The following is an 885-nucleotide window of genomic DNA, read 5'->3' as shown; positions in this document are numbered from 1 at the left end:
GTTGTTCAGCTGTTTCATCCCCACTATTGAAGACTCGGATTGAGCGGTCATCGTTGCAATCAAGTAGGCCGCTTCTTCAGGGTCATCAATTTTATGTACCAACTGAACGTTATCCCCTACACCCAGCAAATAAACGGATCGACCGATCTCTACGATTTGCAACGATTTATTCTGCCCAAGGGGAACTCCCCCAAGTGGGTTGACCGCTCTCCCCTGCATACGTCTTCTATTTTTTTGGGCTAATATCTTCATTATGATGAAGAATAAACCGATAATAAGAATAAGGTAAAAACCGACTTTCACCATCATAATAATGACGCTTGGAGCATCCCCTTGCGAGAGGACAGCGCTCTTACCATCATCTAGCCCATTCGTACCCTGGCTTGCCCCGTCTTCCGCCATGCCTCTAGAGCTGCCCGTCATGAAGAAGACCACACCAACGATTAGCAAGCCCGTGATTTTGCGCCACAACTGAAATCGCCCTTCCTGTCCTGCCATTGTTCTGGGCAGCTTCGATGGTACCTCCATCTGATTAGCCCAGCGTTTTCTTGATAGCTTCAATAACACGATCCGCTTGGAACGGCTTGACGATGAAGTCTTTGGCTCCTGCTTGAATCGCATCGATAACCATCGCTTGTTGGCCCATCGCGGAACACATAATAACTTTAGCGGTTCCGTCGAATTTCTTAATTTCTTTCAATGCTGCGATTCCATCCATCTCAGGCATGGTGATGTCCATCGTGACCAAGTCCGGCTTTACTTCCTTGAATTTCTCAATAGCCTGAGCGCCATCTGCTGCTTCGCCCACTACCTCGAATCCGTTTTTGGATAGGATGTCTTTGATCATCATTCTCATAAAAGCTGCGTCGTCTACGATTAATATTC

At 47.1% G+C, this 885-nt stretch carries 2 protein-coding genes; both read right to left on the bottom strand.

From position 1 onward, the window contains the following. A partial coding sequence (locus AC1DWB_RS36290; RefSeq protein WP_477545893.1) for a flagellar biosynthetic protein FliO occupies nt 1-561 on the bottom strand: 561 nt, incomplete at its 3' end. Next, nucleotides 533-883 (bottom strand): response regulator, encoded by a 351-nt coding sequence (locus tag AC1DWB_RS36285; protein ID WP_477545892.1) that lies wholly within the window; start codon nt 881-883, stop codon nt 533-535. The genes AC1DWB_RS36290 and AC1DWB_RS36285, both read right to left, overlap by 29 nt. Between the last annotated feature and the right edge of the window lie 2 nt (nt 884-885).

This window comes from Paenibacillus sp. P4_E11 (assembly GCF_056401635.1).
The sequence above is the reverse complement of the archived record's forward strand: the minus strand, read 5'-3'. Positions and strand labels throughout refer to the sequence as shown.